The sequence below is a fragment of the Alteromonas genovensis genome (assembly GCF_010500895.1).
In the GTDB taxonomy this organism is placed as follows: Bacteria; Pseudomonadota; Gammaproteobacteria; order Enterobacterales; family Alteromonadaceae; genus Alteromonas; species Alteromonas genovensis.
The window spans coordinates 71,123-87,374 of record NZ_JAAAWO010000010.1; the positions used below are offsets into that span (position 1 = coordinate 71,123).

11 protein-coding genes are annotated in these 16,252 nt (G+C 45.9%); 2 read left to right on the forward strand and 9 right to left on the reverse strand.

Annotated elements, in window-relative coordinates; genetic code table 11:
- Positions 1 to 8: 8 nt before the first annotated feature.
- The 5 genes from GTQ48_RS13235 to GTQ48_RS13255 all read right to left on the reverse strand — a co-directional run bounded on the left by GTQ48_RS13235 (position 9) and on the right by GTQ48_RS13255 (position 8,696).
- Complete coding sequence (locus tag GTQ48_RS13235; RefSeq protein ID WP_203565229.1) at positions 9 to 1,856, reverse strand: ABC transporter permease; 1,848 nt, start codon at positions 1,854 to 1,856, stop codon at positions 9 to 11.
- Complete coding sequence (locus GTQ48_RS13240) at positions 1,856 to 3,112, reverse strand: ABC transporter substrate-binding protein (protein ID WP_239060123.1); 1,257 nt, start codon at positions 3,110 to 3,112, stop codon at positions 1,856 to 1,858. The genes GTQ48_RS13235 and GTQ48_RS13240 overlap by 1 nt, the downstream gene beginning before the upstream one ends.
- Before the next feature lie 65 nt (positions 3,113 to 3,177).
- Complete coding sequence (locus GTQ48_RS13245; protein ID WP_239060124.1) at positions 3,178 to 4,026, reverse strand: DUF547 domain-containing protein; 849 nt, start codon at positions 4,024 to 4,026, stop codon at positions 3,178 to 3,180.
- A 151-nt stretch (positions 4,027 to 4,177) separates the two neighbouring features.
- The gene (locus tag GTQ48_RS13250; RefSeq protein WP_163107102.1) at positions 4,178 to 6,331 is read right to left on the reverse strand and encodes an FAD-dependent oxidoreductase; all 2,154 of its coding nucleotides are present in this window, start codon (positions 6,329 to 6,331) and stop codon (positions 4,178 to 4,180) included.
- A gap of 19 nt (positions 6,332 to 6,350) precedes the next feature.
- On the reverse strand, positions 6,351 to 8,696 hold the full coding sequence (locus GTQ48_RS13255) for a TonB-dependent receptor (protein WP_163107103.1): 2,346 nt from the start codon (positions 8,694 to 8,696) through the stop codon (positions 6,351 to 6,353).
- Positions 8,697 to 8,840: 144 nt separating this feature from the next.
- On the opposite strand from GTQ48_RS13255, the gene GTQ48_RS13260 reads away from it, so the two are divergent.
- Positions 8,841 to 9,284, forward strand: coding sequence for a hypothetical protein (locus tag GTQ48_RS13260; protein ID WP_032096550.1), 444 nt, complete (start codon positions 8,841 to 8,843; stop codon positions 9,282 to 9,284).
- 115 nt (positions 9,285 to 9,399) lie between these two features.
- On the opposite strand, the gene GTQ48_RS13265 is transcribed toward GTQ48_RS13260, so the two are convergent.
- A complete protein-coding gene (locus GTQ48_RS13265) occupies positions 9,400 to 9,861 on the reverse strand; it encodes an EVE domain-containing protein (protein WP_163107161.1) in 462 nt (153 codons plus the stop codon).
- Between the two features lie 182 nt (positions 9,862 to 10,043).
- Here GTQ48_RS13265 and GTQ48_RS13270 point away from each other — a divergent pair, with 182 nt between their 5' ends.
- Entirely contained in the window at positions 10,044 to 12,362 is a 2,319-nt protein-coding gene (locus GTQ48_RS13270; protein ID WP_203565230.1) for a YgiQ family radical SAM protein, read from the forward strand.
- Between the two features lie 153 nt (positions 12,363 to 12,515).
- Here the strand turns inward: GTQ48_RS13270 and GTQ48_RS13275 are convergent, their stop codons facing one another.
- The 3 genes from GTQ48_RS13275 to GTQ48_RS13285 all read right to left on the reverse strand — a co-directional run bounded on the left by GTQ48_RS13275 (position 12,516) and on the right by GTQ48_RS13285 (position 16,136).
- Positions 12,516 to 13,022: a hypothetical protein gene (locus GTQ48_RS13275; RefSeq protein ID WP_163107104.1), complete on the reverse strand. Its 507-nt coding sequence runs from the start codon at positions 13,020 to 13,022 to the stop codon at positions 12,516 to 12,518.
- Complete coding sequence (locus tag GTQ48_RS13280; RefSeq protein WP_163107105.1) at positions 13,022 to 14,728, reverse strand: S41 family peptidase; 1,707 nt, start codon at positions 14,726 to 14,728, stop codon at positions 13,022 to 13,024. Before GTQ48_RS13280 ends, GTQ48_RS13275 begins: the two co-directional genes overlap by 1 nt.
- Positions 14,729 to 15,005: 277 nt before the next feature.
- Positions 15,006 to 16,136 (reverse strand): SMP-30/gluconolactonase/LRE family protein, encoded by a 1,131-nt coding sequence (locus GTQ48_RS13285; protein ID WP_420837608.1) that lies wholly within the window; start codon positions 16,134 to 16,136, stop codon positions 15,006 to 15,008.
- Between the last annotated feature and the right edge of the window lie 116 nt (positions 16,137 to 16,252).

The window sequence follows — 16,252 nt, forward strand, 5'->3', positions numbered from 1 at the left end:
TAGATAGATCATACGCTTCTTACACTTTTACCTGTGCTGGATTTATTTGTACTTATTTTGGTTGTGCTCGGTTTGAAGAGTATGTTCGATAACCACCACGCTAAACCAAACCCACACAATGGCATTACAGCTTGAATAACCACATAAGCTGCACTTAATCTTGCGCTGCTTCCCGCAGCTAACGCCACTGCCTCTGTGGTAACTGTAGAAATTGCCCCGCCAGTGGTGAGTAACGTAGGAAGGTACTGGCTGAAGCTAATTGCCAGCCCTAAAGCAAAGGCAACCAGAATGGGCCCAATGAGCAGAGGAAGTTTTACTAAAAAGAACACACCCATTGGTGATTTGCCAAGGCTTAGCGCCACCATTACATAACGGTTATCAAACTTTCGGTACGCTACAGCCAGTGATAGGTACACATAAGGAATCACATAAACCATGTGCGCCACATACACATGAAACCAAACGGCATCCTTTAAAATAAGCTGCTGGAACCACACTAAGCCATACAAAAAGGCTACCCCAGGCACTAGAAGAGGTAAAAATAAGGCCGTAGGAAGTAGCAGCGAAGCCCGTGTCTTTCCAGTATTCAATGGTTCGCTCTCAAGAGTAAGTAACACTAATACTAATGCACTGAAGCTTACGCTAACACCTAATAACACGGTATTCGATAAGGGCGTTAACACCGCGTCTAACACAGTGTTCCAGTGAACCATGGTGACGTCAGCCGGTATAATGTTAGGAAACGTCCACTGCTTCGCAAACGAGAACGCAACCAGTGTGTAAATAGCACTCACTACTAGCACCACGTACGCTATCAATAGTAGGTAGGCTATGGCGCTAATTGCTTTATCGGTAACGTGTCGCTTCCCGCGCTGCAGCCATTTTTTACCATAAAAGGTGAAGCCCTTCTCAACTGCCAACATCACAATAATAGCAAACACAGCGATACCCACCTGCACAACTGCTGCAGAGGAGGCCTGCAAGCGCATAGATAAATCAATATGATTAAACCAATGCAGTACGGCTACGGCTAGGGTACTGGGATCATTAGGCCCAAGTATGAGCGGAATCTCTACGTTTGAAACCGCAAAAACCAATACTGCTAAAAGAGGCAGTCGTATTTGTGGAAACACTATTGGCAGCACTAATTTAAAGAAAATAGCGATAGGTGAGTATCCAAGAGCGGTACCTGCTTTAAAGTAACCGTTGATTTTCTCCCGTATTAGCGGCTGCGACATCACACTTATTGCCATAAGAAGAACGAACGGAGTTTCTTTTAACACTAGCGCTAATATAATGCTGATGCCGTAACTATCGAAAAGAAAAACACCTTCATTTGCAGAGGCAATGGCGCTGCTATTGAACGTAAAAAGCCGTGCAAAGAACCCCGATGGACTCAGTAAGAATACTAGGGCTATTGCTGCACCGGCGTGTGGCAATACCAAAAAAGGGCTTAGTACTATCTGTAATCGAGAGAGCATTTGCGAGCGATAAAATACAGACAGCAACACAAACGCAAATAGCGCAGCAATCACTGTCGCAACTACGCCTGTGAAAAGCGAAAGCCACATCATGGTGTGAATGCCTGCCACATCAAATAATGCGGCGAAAACGCGAAAATCAAATTGATTCGCGCCAATGGCAGGAAAGTAACCCATGGCAGGTAAGAAAACCCCTATAACGCCAGCAGCCACGGGAATAATCAGTAAGCAGAGTAATAGCCACTTTGCACAAACCGCAATGCGATTGAAATGGCCCTGCGCCAAGCTTCGGTTTCTATTCTTATACAGAGGCTTAGATAGAGGCTTAGATTGAGGCCTAGATCGAGGCGTAGATTGAGAATTGAAATTAGACATCAGTATCTCGCCCCGTATCGCTCTTCCCAGGCCTGTCTCAGTGCATCGGTCCAGCTAGCGTGAGGCTCTGCGTACAGAGGCGTTGACTGAGACTTATCAAGTGCTGAAGGATGAGACTGCTGGGTTTCAAACATGCTTTTTTGCGAAGGGGATAACAGGTTAGTGTCAAGTACGGTGTCGTCACCCCATACCTGTAAACGTTGTTTTTTTGCCTGGGCCTTAGGGGACAATAGAAAATTGACTACCGTTTTTGCCGCCGCTTGATTAGGCGAATTAAAGGTTAGCCCTATAAAATGCACATTTGCCAGACTACCGTCTGACATTGCAAAAGTACGCACATCCCGCGGTAAATCAAACCGCTCTACCGCACTTGGTATTTCTGCAGCGGTAAACGAAAAGGCCAACGAAAGTTCACCGCTGCCAATTAATCGCTGTAGCTGAGATGCTTGTCGTACCATGTATTCGCCATTACGCCACATTGTGGGATGCAGCGCATCAAGGTACGTCCATAACGAAGGAGTAATCTTCTCTAGGGCGTTTTGAGTAACGGGTTTATAAAATAGCGATTGGTTTGACGAATTAAGGGCAATAGCAGCGTACTTGATGAAGCTTATACCTAAATAGTCTGTTACCACTGGATAAGTAAACCGACCAGGCTGCTGCTGACTAAACTGCAAAAGGGCATGAATAGTTTGGGGTACTGGCTTATTGTATGAGTCAAAGTGCGATTTACGGTAGTAAAACACCATAGATGCTTTACCCCACGGCGCTTCCATTCCCAGCGTTGGCTCACCAAAATCTGTCACCATTGCCGAATTACTATCTGGATTTGTTAACGCAAAGTTTGCAATATCACCCACCCATCCCTTTGCCAGCAACGCATTCTTTTTCATAGCAGCGAAATTTTCACCGTTGATCCAAATGAGATCGACACTGCCATTATGTAAGTTATCCGCGGCTTTTTCTGCTAATACTCTTGAAACCGCGTCGCTGGTATCGGCAAGCTTCACGTGCTTTAACGCAATGCCGTGTTTGCGCTCAACCCTATCGGCAACCCACTTGAGGTAACTATTTACCTGCGCACTGCCGCCCCATGCGTGAAATCGCACAACGGGGTTGGCATCAGTTTTGGGATTAGTCTGGGGATTAACAACTGGACCAGCAATAGGATTGTCACTGCCATTTACTAACGAATCGGCATAAGCACTACCTGCGATAATTAATATCGTTAGGCATGCTAACCGAACGAAAGCCATGATTGCATCGCAAGTGTTTTTTGCGCTGCACACGGGTAAAAAAACGCACGCCCTTCTCATTATGACTAATTTTTCGCTGCCGCTTTTGTATCGTTCAACGACCAGTCGTATTCTAGGTAATCAATATCAGCCGTTCCGTTCTTAATTAAATCGACTTGAGCACTGCTTAGCGCCATCGCGTCTTTATATAAAAGGATAAACTCAAACACCGAATTAGTATCCTTCCAGTTTTTTTCAAAATCGCCTTTATACCATGAGAAAATTTTTGATAAATAGAGTGTTTCGTTTTCTATCTTGTTGCGGGAACTATCCCTTAAAAAACGCTTTGTTTGCATATCGAGCTGAGCGTCTAATCGCTCGCCCACATAGGCCTCTTCTCGAAGCGCTGGGCAGCCAACGCTTGCACAGTTAACCGCAAAGTGAATACGTGGCTCGCTGTATTTATTGTCCCCTCTTATTAAATTGTGCTCTATATCGTCAAGGGACCGGGACTTACCGAGAAGCGGGGCTATCTCTTTGTCCCAAGGAGAGGAAAAAAAGTTGCCTAAATCTCGAATAGACTCAAGTTCAGGGTATTCGGTAAGAATTAAATCGATGGTATAGGCGTTGTACGCATTAATAAGAAATGCTAGCTGCGTATTTTGATCCCACGAGTCGAATGTACGCGGCGGCACTGCGGCGAGTTGGTCAAGGTAACTGCTTAGCTGGCTTTGATCGCGCTTAAACCCTTTATAGTCAACTTGAGTACTGGCACCACCGTCGATAGTCACCACATGTTTATCGAGTAGTGCATTGTATTTCTCATGTAATTTGCTGTTTGCCAATGCGTTTAGCGAGAACACGGATAGCGCGCAGCCTATTGCTGCGACTGCGCTTAATCTTTTGAGCATTTTCATCAGTGCATTTTCACGCATTTTTTAGGTGCCCTTCTAGTTGTTAGTTTACGTGCTTGTTTAGGTGCTTGTTTAGGTGCTTGTTCAGGTACTAGTTTAGGTGCAGTGGCACAAAAGCCACTAATAGCGGTAGGTGAGAATATACCGAACTTCACGTTACCCAATTGCATTATTAGCCCCTGCGCCATGTGTGAAACTTCTCAACAAAGCTTAATAGCTTTTCAGGTTGATTCGCGCGCTTCCAATTACCGGCAGCGTACTTAGCGCCCTCAGCCCACGTTGGATAGGTATGAATGGTGCCTAAAATTTTGTTTAGTCCCAACCCGTGCTTCATGGCAATAACAAACTCTGCCAGCAAGTCTCCGGCGTGTTCAGACACCACCGTTACACCTAAAATTTTGTCTTTGCCAGGGGGTGTAAGTACCTTAATAAATCCTTTGCGGGCGCTTTCTGTCACCGCTCTGTCTAGTTCGGCAAACTCGTATCGCGTCACTTCTACGTCAATATCTCGCTCGACAGCGTCTCGTTCGCTTAAACCCACTCTCGCCACTTCAGGGTCGATAAACGTCGTCCAAGGAATTACGCTGTAATCCACTTTGAATTTTTTAAACGTTCCAAATAACGCATTTACCGCTGCAAACCACGCTTGGTGCGCTGCAACATGAGTAAATTGATACGGCCCCACTACATCTCCTGCAGCATAAATGTTTGGCATGAGTGTTTGCAGGTACTCATCGGTTTCAATCGTTCTGTCAAACTGAATGCCCAGCTTTTCTAGGCCAAAGCCATTGAGGCGAGCTTTACGCCCTACTGCAATAATAACTTCGTCATAGGCAACGTCGATTTCGTTGCCATCTTTAGCCACCACTAACACTTTGTCATCACCACGAGTTTCAAACCGCAATGCATCATGCTGTGTTAGAACCTTAACGTTACTCTCTGTGAGCACCGATTGCACATAGTCGGCCACATCCGTATCTTCACGCCCCATTAAACGGGGAGCACGCTCTACCTGAGTCACCTCACTGCCCAACCGGGCAAAGGCCTGTGCTAGCTCACAACCAATAGGGCCGCCGCCTAGCACTATTAACCTTTTAGGTGCATCGTCTAATTCGGCAAACTTAGTCCAAAGGGTGTCTGAAGTAACATACCCACTTTCCTCGATACCAGGAAGCTCAGGAATAAATGGGCTAGCGCCAGTAGCAACAACAATATTCTTGGTGGTTAAGCGCTTTACGTCGCCTTCATTGGTTTTAATTTCTACGGTCCATGGGTCGATAATGGTCGCATAGCCTTTTACCACATCCACACCTAGGTTTGTGTAGCGCTCTACGCTGTCGTTAGGGGCGATGGTTGCTATAACTTCGTGCACCCTTTTCATTACCTTTTTAAACGACATAGACGGTGAAACTGGGTTTAGCCCGTAATCATCGGCATGGCGCATTTGATTAGCGACTTTGGCCGTTTTTATTATTGCCTTACTGGGCACACAGCCATAGTTAAGACAATCTCCACCCATCTCCCCCGCTTCGATAAGCGTTACTTTCGCTTTAACCGCAGCAGCAATGTAGCTGGTTACTAGGCCGCCAGCGCCTGCACCGATAACCACTAAGTTTCTATCGAAGGTTTTAGGTTTGCTATAGCCTTTGTAAGCACGACGACGGTTAACTATGGCCACAATGCCTTTCGCAATCCAAGGAAATATACCCAGCAAAACAAAAGAGAAAAGTAGCTCAGGGGATAAAATGCCCGAAAGGCTATCAATCTGCGCTAACTGGGTGCCAGCATTAACGTAAACAACCGTACCGGCAAGCATGCCTACTTGACTTACCCAGTAAAATGTCCAGGTTTTGATAGACGTTAAGCCCATCAATAAATTGATTAAAAAGAATGGAAAAACCGGCACTAACCTAAGGGTAAATAAATAGAATGGCCCTTGCTTTTCAACGCCCTCATCAATTTTCTTCAGCTTCTCTTTAAACTTATTACGTACCGTGTCTCGCAAAATAAACCGGGCGACGAAAAAGGCCAGTGTTGCGCCTAAACTAGACGCAAAGGACACAATAATTAGGCCTTGGAACAGGCCAAATAAGGCGCCAGCGGCTAACGTAAGAATAGCCGCTCCAGGTAACGACAGCGCCGTTACCGCTACGTAAATCGCAAAGAAAATCGCGACGCTTAACACCGGGTTTTCAGATATTTGAGTTTTGAACGTATCTAGCGAGCCTTTCATCCCCTCTAGCGTCAAATACGAGTTGAGATCAAAATAGAAAAACCCAACGACAGCGGCTGCAATGACAGCAAGCAACGCAATTTTCTTAAACATTATTATTCCTTATGTGCGCTTAAAACGCATACTGCATAGTTAACTGAACATGACGAGGTACATTAGGCATAACAAGCGTTGCACCAAAATAACCGCCTTCAAACAGTGGTTGCCAATTGTCCTGATCAGTCACATTAATAACGTCTGCACGAACACGTAATTGTTCATTAATGCGATAGTCCGCATTTAAGTCAAGGGAATACTGGTCGCGAATGTTTACCGTTTGCAAGAAATCTAATGGAAACGACTTGGTGTAAAGAGCACTAGCGCCTACTGCGAAGTCATCGGTTAACTGCCAGCCTGTATTCAATGACACCATTTGACGAGGTATTCCCTGCACTCGACTGTCTGAAGGGGCAAACGCCGTAAACGATGGTGAGCCAACGCCCGTACCGCTAACAATATCGGGGCGGCTGTTATCGAAGGCATCAATCACTTGTGACGTTCCTTGGAAAGCTGCAGAGTCATCAAAGCGCGCGTCTAAATAGCTATACGCTGCGTTTACCCACACATCATTGTGTTGGTAAAACACTTGAAACTCTGCACCTTGGGTTTTAACGCCGCTATTGCTGCCATCGCGGTTTCGCAAACTACGGGTTTGGTCAAACACCGATACCTCTGCGTACCACTCGCTGCTAGGTGAATATTTTACACCAACTTCATACAGCGTATTTTCAGTAGCGAAATTCAGCGGATTAATCTCGTTATCTCCGCCCAGTACCGTACCACCTCCCATGCTATTGGAGGTGGCATCGTTTTCGGAAAATGCAGCGTAAAGATTAATCGCGTTGGTAAGCTTGTAAACCGCACTTAGCTGATAGCTACTTAAAGTATCACTGTAGGTATCAGAGGCTGCTTCAACGCCCTCTGGCGATAACGGGTCTCGGGCCTCAACGTCGTAGTAATCAATTCGCACACCGGCAATAGTGGTTAAATTATCAGTCCACTTTGATTGCTGCTGCACCGCTATGCCGGTTTGCCACGTGGTAGAGTCTGTCGTGTCAGATAAATTGAAATCTCCAGCCCCGTCACCGTTTAGGTCGTATTGGGCACCAGGAGAGACAAATACGCCTGGGCGCAACTGCACTAAACGGGCTTTTTGTGCATCAGTAAGGGGAATTACGCGGTTTGAAAGCGGGCCTGTCAAGTCGATAGGGTTATCGGCTTCAGTGGTAAATTGGCTGTAGCCCAACACATCGTTATAGCGAATTGATAATCCAACCGTTGTTGTTTGCGAGTCAGACCACTGATAATCAACCTCAGTTCTATTTTCAAAGGTATCAGCACCATCGATTATTTCGACGAAGCTGTTTTGCGCCACTTCTTCGCGCTCTAAATATTGATAATACGATAAGTTGCGAATAGTGATGTTGTCGGCATATTGATAGTCGATACTGCTGCGCACCACGGTGGTGGTTGCACCATTAATATCATCAGGGTTGGTAAATACACGATTACGTGGAATAACTACCTCACCGGTGGGTGAAATTATTGCCCCCGCACCAGGTACCGTGCTGCCGTTAGGCTGAACGCCCTGACCGGTAATGTACAAGCCATCATCGATTAACGATTGAGTGGGTCTATTAATACCCGCATTGTCCGGATAATCGGTATCGTAGTATTCAGCACTAATATCCCAAGTGAGTGCATCACTTGGGGTGTAGCGATACGCAGCGAAGAGATTAACGCTGTCTCGCTCTGCAAAATCGTAAAAGCTGCCGTGATCGAGGTATTCTGCGCTTATGCGAAAGCCGCTTTTGCCCTCTTCAATCGCCGTATTAACATCGACCTGACCAGAGTATTGCTCCCAACGACCGGCGCGAAGTGTCACCTTACCTTGCGTTCCTTGTGTTGAGGCGGCTTTAGTTTGCAAATTTACAAACCCGCCGTTTCGCTGTGTACTACCAAATAATACAGGTGACGGGCCTTTAACCACGTCGACTTGTTCTACGCCATTGAAAGACAGCGGCAGTCCGAAACCATTGTTACCGGCCTGGCGACGAATACCGTCTTGGAACAATTCGCCTAGCTGGCCTCTTATGCTTGGTAAGCTTGGTGTACCAAAACCACTTGATGCATAGGCATTGGGAGCAGCTTTGACAATGTCGTGTAAATCATTAATGTTGAATGCTTCTAGTGCCTCGCTAGACAAGGATGTGACTGAACGAGGTGTTTCTGCCGCCGACATTCCGGCGCCAAAGATACCTTTTAACTGATTGTCGCCTGGATTTAAATTGCCAAGTGAAGACGCATTTCCTTTCACTTCGACAACTTCAATATCCCGTTCTTGGGTTTGTTGTGCTTGCACGCCTTGGCTAACTGCAAGAGCCAAAGAACTGATGGCGAGGCCTACTAGGTTATTCATGTATGTTTCCGTTTTTTAATATTATGTGACAAGACCGATACGTTATTAAAAAAATTTCAGCGCATTTTTTATTTTCTGAAATTTTTTATTCTCCAACCCGTTCTTTATTAATCACATTTATCTCATAACCAATTGGAGACCTTTATGGGTCAATCAGCTACACATTCACACCTTTCTGCACAATCAGATGTTATTACTACTCGACTACCTTGGGCGTTACTGGCACTGCGCGTCACTGTGTTTATCGTGATGTTTGTGTGGACACTCGACAAATTTGTAAACCCTGCCCACGGCATGGCTATCTTTGAAAAGTTCTACGGTATTGGCGGTGTGCCAGAAATGGCAGTATACATTATGGGCCTATTTCAGCTTGCGCTTGTTTTTGCTTTTCTTGGCGGCGTGGCTAAGCGATATACCTATGGGCTTATCTTTTTACTTCACGGTGGCTCAACGCTGTCCTCATTCCCGCAGTATATTGATGCGTTCAGTCATCTGCTCTTTTTTGCCGCTTGGCCAATGTGGGGCGCGTGCTTTGCACTGTATATTCTTCGCGAAGCAGACACTAAATTTACTCTTTCTAAAAAGTAGCCTTAAACACTGAAGCGCCAGCATAGTAAGCTAGCCCACGAAGACAAATGCGGGTCTAGCATACTGAGCTAACAATCCGAGTCAGCATTGTGATCTCAATAGACGAGTTATCGCGCTACTTGGCAGCAGCATATAGCTGCTGCCATTCATTTTCTGTTACTGGCATCACCGATAAACGCCCGCCTTTGGTTACCAAGGGTATTTCTGTAATATTTGGCATCGCTTTTATTTCACAAAGAGGAAGCACACGGTTAAACGACTCTACATGTTTTACGTCTACGCAGTACCACCTAGGCTTGTCAGTGGTTGCCTTAATATCGTAGTAATTGGACTCGGGGTTGAATTGACTAACATCTGGATAGCCTCCTTTCACAACTTCGGCCACTCCTGCGATACCCACCGTTTTGCAACTCGAGTGATAAATAAACACTAAGTCGCCAACCTTTATACTGTCGCAAAGAAAGTTTCTCGCTTGATAGTTTCTCACGCCATCCCAGGGTTCAGTTTGGTTCGGCCGTTGTACTAAATCATCAATAGAAAAAGCGTCGGGTTCAGTTTTAAACAACCAATAAGCCATAGCGGTATCTTCATTTTTATTATTCACATTCCCTTAAGTATACAAAGGGCGCTTATTTAATGACAGCGCTATACCCCCACCGCAGCAACACTGCTATAATTACGGTTCATTTCTGAAAATTTGCCTAGCGCCAACACGCCCAAGCTTTTCAGGCAAACTTTGTTTTTTTATATGTGATCATTATGCAAGCCACCATTAAAGCCGACCGCAGTCTGTTTTCTTACCCTAAATATTGGCCCCACTGCCTCGGCACAGCGCCGTTTCTTCCTATGTCAAAGGAGGAGATGGATGCATTAGGTTGGGATAGCTGCGATGTTATTTTGGTGACCGGCGACGCCTATGTAGACCACCCAAGTTTTGGTATGGCAGTAATAGGTCGCGTATTAGAAGCCCACGGTTTTCGCGTAGGCATCATTGCTCAACCAGATTGGAAGAGCAAAGACGACTTTATGAAGCTTGGCAAACCTAATCTCTATTTTGGTGTGACTGCCGGCAACATGGACTCCATGATTAACCGCTACACGTCAGACAAAAAGCTACGTCATGACGATGCCTATACGCCGGGCAACGTAGGTGGTAAGCGTCCAGATAGAGCGGTAACGGTGTATGCACAGCGTTGTCGTGAAGCGTTCAAGGGCGTGCCTGTTATTGCTGGCGGTATTGAAGCCAGTTTGCGCCGCATTGCTCACTACGATTACTGGAGCGAAAAAGTCCGCCGTTCGGTATTATTCGATTCAAAAGCCGATATGCTTTTCTTTGGTAATGCAGAGCGTCCATTGGTTGAAGTCACGCACCGTTTAGCCGCTGGTGAAAATATTGCGGACATGCGCGATATTCGTGGCACCGCAATTATTGTGAAAGAGGCGTTGCCCGAGTGGCAAGGTGTAGACTCTACATCCCTTGACCGTCCTGGCAAAATAGACCCTATTCCAAGCCCCTACATTATGGAGCCGGAATGTGATTCTGAGGAAAAAGACAGCAAAAGTAGCGAAGCACCAGACGCAGCGCCCATTGTTATTCAGCCACCTCAAAAAGAAAAAGAAAAGCGTAAGCCTTGGGAAAATGTGTACGTTAAGCTTCCTGCTTATGAAACGGTAAAAGATAACAAAATGCTTTACGCCCACACATCGCGGATTTTGCATCAAGAAACAAACCCGGGCTGTGCACGAGCACTTATGCAGCGTCATGGCGACCGACATATCTGGATAAATCCACCAGCGATGCCCCTTGAAACTGAAGAAATGGATGCTGTGTTTGATTTGCCGTATCAGCGCATACCTCACCCGGTTTATGGTGATGCGAAAATTCCAGCTTACGACATGATCCGCTTCAGCATCAATATTATGCGAGGCTGTTACGGTGGCTGTACGTTTTGTTCTATTACCGAGCACGAAGGCCGTATTATTCAAAGCCGTTCTGAAGACTCTATCATCAGAGAGATAGAGCAAATTCGCGATACTGTACCCGGCTTTACCGGCGTTATTTCTGATTTGGGTGGCCCTACAGCCAACATGTATCGCTTACGCTGTAAAAGCCCTAAAGCGGAAGCAACCTGTCGTCGCCCTTCTTGTGTGTACCCCAGTATTTGTGCCCACATGGACACCGATCATAAGCCGACGATAGACCTTTATCGTCGTGCGCGTAACTTACCGGGAATAAAGAAAATTCTTATTGCTTCCGGCGTTCGTTACGACCTAGCCATTGAAGATCCTGAATATGTTAAGGAGTTGGCCTTACACCACGTGGGTGGCTATTTAAAAATTGCCCCTGAACACACAGAAGATGGCCCGCTTTCGAAAATGATGAAGCCTGGCATGGGCACCTACGATCGATTTAAAGAGCTATTTGATAAATATTCTGAAGAGGCAGGCAAAAAGCAGTACTTAATTCCGTATTTTATTGCCTCTCATCCAGGTACCACTGATGAAGACATGCTTAGTCTTGCTATATGGCTTAAAGAAAATAAGTTTAAACTAGACCAAGTGCAAAACTTTTACCCCTCGCCCATGGCCACAGCAACGACCATGTACCACACAGAGGTAAACTCTCTTCGTAAAGTCACAAAAGACAGTGAAGAAGTACCATCAGCAAAAGGTGAAATTCATCGCCGTCTGCACAAAGCTATGCTTCGTTATCACGACCCTAAAAACTTTGCGCAAATTCGTAAAGCGTTGGTCAATATGGGCAGAGAAGATCTTATTGGTCGCGGTCCTCAGCACTTAGTGCCACCTGAAACTGCCGATGAAAAGCGTCAAAAAGCGCAACGTGGGCGTAAAGGTGAGCGAGCGTTGACGAAGCACACAGGCCTACCTCCGTCATTCCAGCGTAAAAGCAATGGCAAGAGCGGTGGTAAAGGCAACACCCAGAATACCAAATCAGGAGGCCGTCAGGAGCAAAGCTCTGGTTCAAATAGGAGCGGCGGCAAAGGCGGATTTAACGGCAACCAAGCTGTAAACGTTGGCAACAAGTCAAACAGACCTAAAGCCCAGCGGTCTAAATAAGCGCGGTCTAAATAAACGAAAGAGAGCGCAATAAAAAAAGCAGTGTTAATCACAAGCTTAAAAAAACTAAAAAAGGGCCTTTTAGTAACTAAAAGGCCCTTTTTGTTTTTAAGAATGCGTATACCGCAATTCACATATCATAACTATGGTGAACTATCGTTTCGCTGCCACACAATCAACTCCGTCAAGCAGCATCTCTTCATTATTCTGTTCGTTACGAATAAAGCACTCATCACCGCGTTTTAGCAACGTAAACACAAATGCAGGGTTACTGTGCCTGCCGTCAAGAGGCAAACCTCGCTTATCCATTGCGCCCTTTCGTTCGATACTTAAGGTAGACGACGCAGTAAACGCATTGTCTGCAAGGGTGATATCCATGCCGCCAAACCACTGACCAATCGCCGTTTCGATAACAGCCACGCTGTCTAATTCAGCCCTTGAGGTCGCCACAGTTTGAGGTGATGTCGCAAGTAAGGCCATTTCAGGAGAATCAGCTTTTGTGGAAGTACACCCTACTGTCGCTGTCAAAACAAGCGTCAACACACAGGCTGACAGGCGTTTTTCTTTGCGCTTTTCTTTGCTTAGCGCCCATGCCGCTGAGGTATTAGCAGTGCTTGCAATACGTGTACAGGCGCCTCTTCTACGCTTTAAAAACGCCATTAGTTGTCGCCTCGAAGGATAGGCTCGTTAATTTTATTGTGCAGTATCAACTCATCTCGCTGTGTATGAGGTGGCTTTATCGCTAGGGACGACTCGCTCGCAGTAGTTTGACCAGTTGCTTGGCTGTTAGATGGTGCATTAGAGTGTGAGCCAGATATTAAAGATGCCGACGTTGAAGATGCAGTACTCACTGGGCATGCACCAGATTCTGCATATTGTATTGCCGCTGACAGCATACCTTCACTGGCATCGCCAAGTGGTTTTGTAAAGTCATCTTGCACATCGCAACCTGGTAACTCGAATTCAAAGTTGGGCGTTGAGCTAGGAATAAACCCATCGGCGAAATCACCAAACCCTTTGTTATTCACACCTTGGAATTGAATAGTGAAATAGGTGGTTCCGCAGTTATCTGTTGGATAAAACCCATAAGGCTTTCCGCACGTGGGTGTACCAATCTGCACTACTTCTACATCCACACCGCGCAATGAGTTAATCACCGCTTCACTGGCAGAACAGGTAGAACCGGTCGTAATTACATAAACTGTGGTTAGCGATAAACTTGGAAGTAGCGTATTAGTGAGCAAGCCTGCATTGTAATCTATTTCTGTCGAGTAAAACGGTGTGGGACTTATAGTAGAGCCTGTTACCGGGTTTCTTGTTGGATATTTATCGTTAAACTGCAACGTCTCAAAAATAGCGCCGTCAGTTTGATTAGGGCCCGCCACCATGTAAGAAAGCTGAGACGCTAAAGCAAGTAACCCACCGCCGTTATATCGAAGGTCGATAACAAGCTCGGTAACGTTGTCATTCACAAATTGGTCAAATGCGTTTATCAGCGAGCCTTGTGCTGTACGAATAAAGGTATTGAACTGAAAATATCCCATTTTGCCCGCGCTGGTCTCAAGCACAGTGACGTTTTGAACTGGCGATACTTCAATGTCAGCAGAAGTAACGCTCACCGATAGCTCGCTACCGTCTACAAGCTCAAAAGTCAGGTTGGTGGTGTTGCCACTTTCACTGGGGAATAACCCTGCGTTTATCACATCCACCTCGGCCTGGGTATTAGCATTAACAAAATCTACGCCGTCGATGGTTTTCAGCGACGCACCACGGGGTATGCCCGCAGTCTCTGCAGGCGAATTTGGTTCGGTATACTGCACAATGAGCTCTCTAGGCGCAGTCAAACTGACAAACTCCCACTCAACCCCGTAACCCGATGACACCCCAGTTTGCGTTAACGTATTGTACTCCTCGGTAGCGCGGGAGAAATGAAAATTGTCTTTAGGAGTACCGCTAGGCGTAAGCTCTGTGGTTTTGAGCTGATCAAAGTACGCGGCAATTGAAAAATTAGCAGGGTCGTTATCGTCTACTTCGTCATACCAAAGATATGTATCGTTAGTCCATGAGCGCATCCACAGCTTTTCATCCATTGCAGTGCCAGCTTCATCAGGATAAGAATTACCTGAAAACGGATCGATACCGCTTCTTGGCGATTCACACTGGTTGATAAAATTTGATTCGGGCTCGTAAACGCCTGCCTGCCAGTCAGGTTCACTTGGCGTTTCTGACACAGGAGGAGTAGGAGGAGTGACGCTGGCTTCAGGTGTGGTGTTAGAAGAACCACTACCACCGCACGCAGTGACAGATGAAATCACGAGAGCGGCTATCGTGAGCTCTCTTAGTGATGAAAAATTGCTTACCTTCATACAAATATTCCTTGTAGCAACCAGTGGAGTAAACGTAGCTCTCTATGTAAACGTGGCTTTGCGTAAACATGGCTTTGAGTAAACGTGTTTCTGTTCGCAGCGCACTGATCAAATAATAAACTCTACATCGATATTGCCACACACATCCGCAATTTAACATTTATCTACTTTAAAATTTTGTAAACAAACGCTAATGAAACAATTAAAATATGGCGGAAATATTGCTGGAACATTATTAGGACATTGCTCGTTTAAAATGAGGGCGTGTTGAAAAGAGTCACTCACTGTCTTCAAATGGCATTTCTGCACTAGGGATAAAACCTATGGAGGGCTCTGTTAAACTTGAGATATAAAGCCCGTCCGCCGTTTGAAGTGCACCGGTGGTAAACGCATAGCCCCCTTCGGCAGATTGAAGGCTTTGCAGTACCTCACCTGTTGAACTCACTTTTATCACGTGCCCGAGAGCCTCTGCACTTGGACGCAGCGCGGCGGGCATGCGCATTATGGCCTTTCTTAAGAAAGGACTAGCAGACAGTTCATCAATCATGCTGCTGCGCGGTGCGGCAAAGCCTAGCCAATAATCCCCTTCCTTGGTGGTACTAATATTATCTGGAAACCCTGGTAGGTTATCCATAAACACAGTCACCCTGCCTTTATTAACGCCTTTTAGCCAATAGCGTAATACACGGTATTTTCCCGTTTCATTCACAAGTACACTATCGCCGTTGTTACTTATTGCGACTCCATTGGCAAAAATAAGAGCATCCATTATAACAGTTGAAGCCCCAGTAACGGGGTTATATTCGATAAGCCTCCCATTCCCCCTGTGCTCCATTATCTCAAGCATACTGGCCTTCAGCGTTCCGCCGTAATCTTGAGCAGCAAATTTGGATGTCGCATCAGTAAAGTAGACCATTCCATTATCGGCAATATCAACATCGTCGGCGAAAACAACTGCAGTATCTTTGCCACCATCCTCAACTTTATCGACCAATACGCTAACTGTGCCAGCGACATCAATCTTAAGTAGGCCTCGGTGTGCATCAGCAACCAATAGATTGTCGTCGCTATCGTACTCTATCCCAAGAGGACGACCTACTGTGTTAACCCAAACCTCAAACTGAGTATCACTGGGGCGCTTTCTAAGAATATTTCCAGAATGACTCGAAACAGCGATGACACCGCTTGCACTTATTGCAAGGTCCTCGGGGCCATAATCATCAGCCATTGGTATGCGCCGAAGCGCCTTTAATTTTTCATTCTGCTTGAAACTTTCAACCAGGCCATTGTCTTTTGGCGCCTGCCAAGATGCGGGTGAAATGGGTACTGGCCAAAAAGAGAAATAGGCCGCGCATATACAAAGAAGAAAAAGCGCTATTAAAAGGAATCGAAAAAGGAAACGAAATATGGCAGTGCCCACGGTGCAATCTCATGTTTTTTTTATTAATTTACCAACTCTATTTAAAAATGAACTCTTTATTTTAGTTATATTAAGTCATGCTGTACTGATTTATGTTTCCTAGG

Bases quoted from the DNA above. Each gene is read 5' to 3' on its own strand.
- GTQ48_RS13270 (WP_203565230.1), top strand. From the start codon at position 10,044: ATGCAAGCCACCATTAAAGCCGACCGCAGTCTGTTTTCTTACCCTAAA.
- GTQ48_RS13275 (WP_163107104.1), bottom strand. From the start codon at position 13,022: ATGGCGTTTTTAAAGCGTAGAAGAGGCGCCTGTACACGTATTGCAAGC.
- GTQ48_RS13245 (WP_239060124.1), bottom strand. From the start codon at position 4,026: ATGCGTGAAAATGCACTGATGAAAATGCTCAAAAGATTAAGCGCAGTC.
- GTQ48_RS13265 (WP_163107161.1), bottom strand. From the start codon at position 9,861: ATGGCTTATTGGTTGTTTAAAACTGAACCCGACGCTTTTTCTATTGAT.
- GTQ48_RS13235 (WP_203565229.1), bottom strand. From the start codon at position 1,856: ATGTCTAATTTCAATTCTCAATCTACGCCTCGATCTAGGCCTCAATCT.
- GTQ48_RS13280 (WP_163107105.1), bottom strand. From the start codon at position 14,728: ATGAAGGTAAGCAATTTTTCATCACTAAGAGAGCTCACGATAGCCGCT.
- GTQ48_RS13250 (WP_163107102.1), bottom strand. From the start codon at position 6,331: ATGTTTAAGAAAATTGCGTTGCTTGCTGTCATTGCAGCCGCTGTCGTT.
- GTQ48_RS13240 (WP_239060123.1), bottom strand. From the start codon at position 3,112: ATGGCTTTCGTTCGGTTAGCATGCCTAACGATATTAATTATCGCAGGT.
- GTQ48_RS13260 (WP_032096550.1), top strand. From the start codon at position 8,841: ATGGGTCAATCAGCTACACATTCACACCTTTCTGCACAATCAGATGTT.
- GTQ48_RS13255 (WP_163107103.1), bottom strand. From the start codon at position 8,696: ATGAATAACCTAGTAGGCCTCGCCATCAGTTCTTTGGCTCTTGCAGTT.